5 protein-coding genes and 1 pseudogene are annotated in these 3,975 nt (G+C 60.4%); 4 read left to right on the top strand and 2 right to left on the bottom strand.

Annotation, left to right across the window (positions count from 1 at the left end):
- Positions 1–260, top strand: a pseudogene (locus tag AC2VOU_RS09180) (CocE/NonD family hydrolase); the annotation flags it as partial.
- Positions 261–337: 77 nt separating this feature from the next.
- Complete coding sequence (locus AC2VOU_RS09175; RefSeq protein ID WP_486957099.1) at positions 338–961, top strand: cadmium resistance transporter; 624 nt, start codon at positions 338–340, stop codon at positions 959–961.
- A gap of 24 nt (positions 962–985) precedes the next feature.
- Here the strand turns inward: AC2VOU_RS09175 and AC2VOU_RS09170 are convergent, their stop codons facing one another.
- Positions 986–1,687, bottom strand: coding sequence for a class I SAM-dependent methyltransferase (locus AC2VOU_RS09170; protein ID WP_486957098.1), 702 nt, complete (start codon positions 1,685–1,687; stop codon positions 986–988).
- A 139-nt stretch (positions 1,688–1,826) separates the two neighbouring features.
- Between AC2VOU_RS09170 and AC2VOU_RS09165 the strand changes: the two genes are divergently transcribed.
- Complete coding sequence (locus tag AC2VOU_RS09165) at positions 1,827–2,612, top strand: hypothetical protein (RefSeq protein ID WP_047315221.1); 786 nt, start codon at positions 1,827–1,829, stop codon at positions 2,610–2,612.
- A gap of 457 nt (positions 2,613–3,069) precedes the next feature.
- Positions 3,070–3,522, top strand: a complete 453-nt coding sequence (locus AC2VOU_RS09160; RefSeq protein ID WP_486957097.1) for a hypothetical protein — start codon at positions 3,070–3,072, stop codon at positions 3,520–3,522.
- 254 nt (positions 3,523–3,776) lie between these two features.
- Here AC2VOU_RS09160 and AC2VOU_RS09155 read toward each other — a convergent pair.
- Positions 3,777–3,975: hypothetical protein (locus AC2VOU_RS09155; RefSeq protein ID WP_486957096.1), on the bottom strand; the 199-nt coding region annotated here is incomplete at its 5' end.

Below are 3,975 nucleotides of genomic sequence, written 5' to 3'. Positions count from 1 at the left end.
CCGGCGCACCGATATTGCCGTGTCGGAACCCACACGCAGTACCGTTGGGCGAGGACGTCGTCTATCGAATCCCGTTGGTTCCCAACGCTCGACGATTCAAGGCCGGCCACCGCATTCGACTGGTGCTAAGCAGCGATGACCAGGACCCGTCGACGCCAGCAATCATGAACTTCCGTCACGCCAGCGTCGGCACCAGCAGCCTGAATACGGTCCATTCGTCGTCACGTCTGCTGATCCCGGCTACTCCGCTCGCGAACTGACGGCAACCAACAACATACGCCTCACATGTCGCCAGTTAGTCTGCTCATGGCCGCCGCTTCGGTTGTAAGGGGACACAGTGATTCTCGGTACCGTCGCTGGGGCAGTCGGCACGTTCGCGGCCACAAACGTTGATGACTTGGTCATGCTTGCCGTGTTCTTTGGTCAGGCTGACGCCCACCGAGGAACAGCCGTCCGCATTGTCGCGGGACAGTACTTGGGCTTCATAGCGCTGCTTGCGGTCTCAGTGGCCACGGCACTAGTCGGTGAAACGCTGCTATCACAGGAGGTGTTGACGTACTTCGGATTCGTTCCGATCATCTTGGGATTGCATGCGGGATTTCGGGTATGGCGGGAACGCCGAACACCCGCCGGCAGCGAGGCATTCCCGGCGATCGGTACCGACGGCAATCGCGGCCCAAGCGTCTCTCATGTCGCCGCGGTTACCGTTGCCAACGGCGGTGACAATATCGGTGTCTATGTACCGATATTCGCGGTGGAGAGCGTGGCGGGCATCTCAGTTTTTATGGTGATCTTCTTAGTCGGTATAGCAGTCTGTTGCCTGCTGGCCAGATACGTGGCGTCTCGCCCGCTCGTCGCTGGATCGCTTGCTCGCTGGGACCACATTGTCTTACCGGGGGTCTTGATTGGTATCGGCCTGTTGATCCTGATCCAGGGCGGTGCTTTTCGCGCTTGTTCGTAGGGATGGCGGGAGAACGAGTCGAATTCAGACGGCGCGGATAGCTCGCACGAACAGAAAGAACGGCTGCGTGTTCAGCATGTGTAGCAGGTCCGGGTCAATGTCCGGACTGGCTGGGATCTGTGGTTCTTCCACGGCGTCGATAGCGAAGCCTGCTCGCCGTAGTTCTCCGAAGATCGCCGACAAGGACCGACGGTAGGGCTTGGCCGTCACGGATAGCCCGTCCCAATCCCATTCCTGGTTTACCAGCTCGACACGGTGATAGTCGGTTCGATCAGACAACAGCCACGCGTTGATTGGGTGGTGTAGCGAGCAGACCAGCACACCCCCGGGGACCAGGCAGCGGTGCAGCTCATCAAGCAGGGTCGCCCAATCCCGAACATAGTGCAGGACCAGCGATGCGACGACGACGTCGATGCTGCTGGGCGCGGCGAGATTCAGCGGCTGCTCAAGATCTGCTACTTCGAAGCGGGCCTTGTTTCCCAGGCGCTGGCGGGCGAGCTCGATCATCTGTGGCTCCGCATCGATGGCGTGAACATCGGCCCCGCGGTCCACGAGGAGAGCGGTGAGGGCACCCGCAGCGCATCCGAGCTCCAACACGCGCTTGCCGTCGATGTCACCGATGAGGCGCAGAACCGTCGGGCGGTCGTAATCGCGGTTGGCTGGATTCTTTGCCGACCATGCTGCATAGACGCTGGCGTAGTCCTTGAAGACCGTGGTGGCACCCATCTGCTCGACGCTATAGGTGGACGTGCCGAGCGGAAAGGCACTCTGGTGCGTACTTTCGTGCTCATTCGAGTCGCATGCAGTCGCATCCGGTCTTATGGCTCTATGTTTGACATGAGGGCAAATACTCTACGGTTGACATATGGGCAACGCGTTGAAGGCTCTGCTACAGGACCGCCACCTGCATGCTTATGGCGATTTCGTCGCCGAATACGAGCGGCGGGCAAAAGAACTGGACTTGCCGCGACCCGCGACGCCCCCAACGAAGGCACAGTATTACCGATGGGTCGGAGGCCAGGTCGACAGCCTCCCACGGCCATATCACTGCGCAGTGCTGGAGCAGATGTTTCCTGGCTGGACAGCAAAGGAGTTGTTTGACCATGACGAACATCAGAACCAGTCGCCAGCTAAGGATGACGACCATGTGCTGTCGCCGGTCGCTCCCGCCCTTGCCCCCGCCATCCTGGGAGGCCTATGGGTCACGGGTTACCTTTTAGGAGGCACCCGGCAATGTCATATCGACCTGTCGTCAGTGACCGCAACGAGCCGCGGCACGAAGTCGAGGAATTATCCGCCGGCGCCCCGTGCCGAAGGCCACTCTCACGGGCACGAAACCGAGACCAACGCACGGTTGTTTGGCCGCCACTTGATGGGATATTTCCGCAACTGCAATGACCATTACTTCTACGGTTCGCTACACCTTGCGGTGCTGCCCGGCGAAACCATCCTCGATGGTTACTACACAGGCTTTATCAATGACACCCAAGTGGTCGCCGAACCATGGCGATGGGTGCGTGTGGACCCTCAGTCGACCCAAAATATCGACTTGGCCGAGGTTACGTTGGGTGAGCCCCGGCGGGTCTACGAGGCCCTCACTAGCCGCACCCAGTTCGACAGGCCGATCCCGCTCGACGAAGTCACGGAGTGAGCAAATAGGCGGCACGGCACTGCAAGACGCTGCCGTTGACCGCGGCATCGACCCATGTGCGACGCAAGACTCAGCGGCATCTGAGGTAGCCGCGGCGGCCCTATCGAAACGAGACTTAACGAGACCCGCATACGTGACTGAATGAGCAGTAAAAAGAGACGGCAAGACGTCGCGATGTGACTCGATAATGCCGCACCGTTATGTCTAGCCTGGCGACGATGCGGCCCGGAACGGGGGCGCTGAGGAGCCGGACAATTCAACCTCGACTCGAGATCGCGACATTGTGGCCATTGCAAGGAGATTGGCATATCGAAGCCGGTTCACTCCAACACCTTGCCTGAATAGCCTGGCGCCCAGGCGATCACGCGCCCAACACCTACAAAAATGGACTCATCCTGTGCGAAGCGTCGCGCGCTCAGTCTAAAGACCCTCGATATCGCCCAAAGTAGAGGTGATAATGCTCATAACTACCCACACTGTTGACGGTGCAGCATCCTTCGCTATTACTGTCAACGGCACTCCGATCGCGTTCCGCATCGACGACGACGCGTTCACCCGCTGGATGGCCGCCGAAGGCGATGGGTTGGAACGCGACCTCCCCAACCCTGCTGATGACTGCGCCGGGTCGGCCTTGTCGGACTTGGTCTATCGGGCGCTCAGTGCCGGCGTGCTGGTCGGCGATCCCGGCATCGAACTCAACGTCCACGGCCACACCGACGGGGCTGGGTACCTGGTGCGACTCAACGCCGTTGCCGGCCATCAACGCTTGGTTGGTCTGACCAGAGGACGACACGAACTGCTCTGGCCGCCCAACGATCTGAGCCCCAGCCAAGACGCCTACCGCTACCTCCAAGAAATTTGCGATGTCGCCAACTCGCTGCTCAACGACCTGTTGGCACCTTCGGCGTAGCAACAAGCGCTGTCCGGCCCGGCGCTGCTGACCATCAAGGCGAACCTGAATCTTGGTCTGTCCGCACAGACCTAGCGATCACCGCCTGCCAGGGTCTGTTCTACGATGATGAGGTGCCGACAACACGCTGAAGTCGCACCTGTAAGCACACCACCTGCATGCATATTCCGACTTCGTCGCCGAGTAATGAGCGCCAAGCAAAGGAACTGGACCTGCCGCGACACGCGCCGCCGCCAACGAAAGCCCAGTACTCCTCAACAACCCACAACCGGTGCACAGATCAACTGCGCGTTCTTGGCCGCCCACCTGGCCTCCGCGTCGATCTCGGTCAGCCGTTCGGCCCGATCACGGTTGCCCGTGGTGATGCAGCTGAACCTGCTACACTCCCGCCGACCGGACGACCGGACGACCGGTCGGCTACTGCGGATCGCGATGTCCCCGAAGGAAGTTCGC

The organism is Mycobacterium sp. TH-M25 (assembly GCF_057473665.1).
This window is presented reverse-complemented; position numbering and strand designations above follow the sequence as displayed.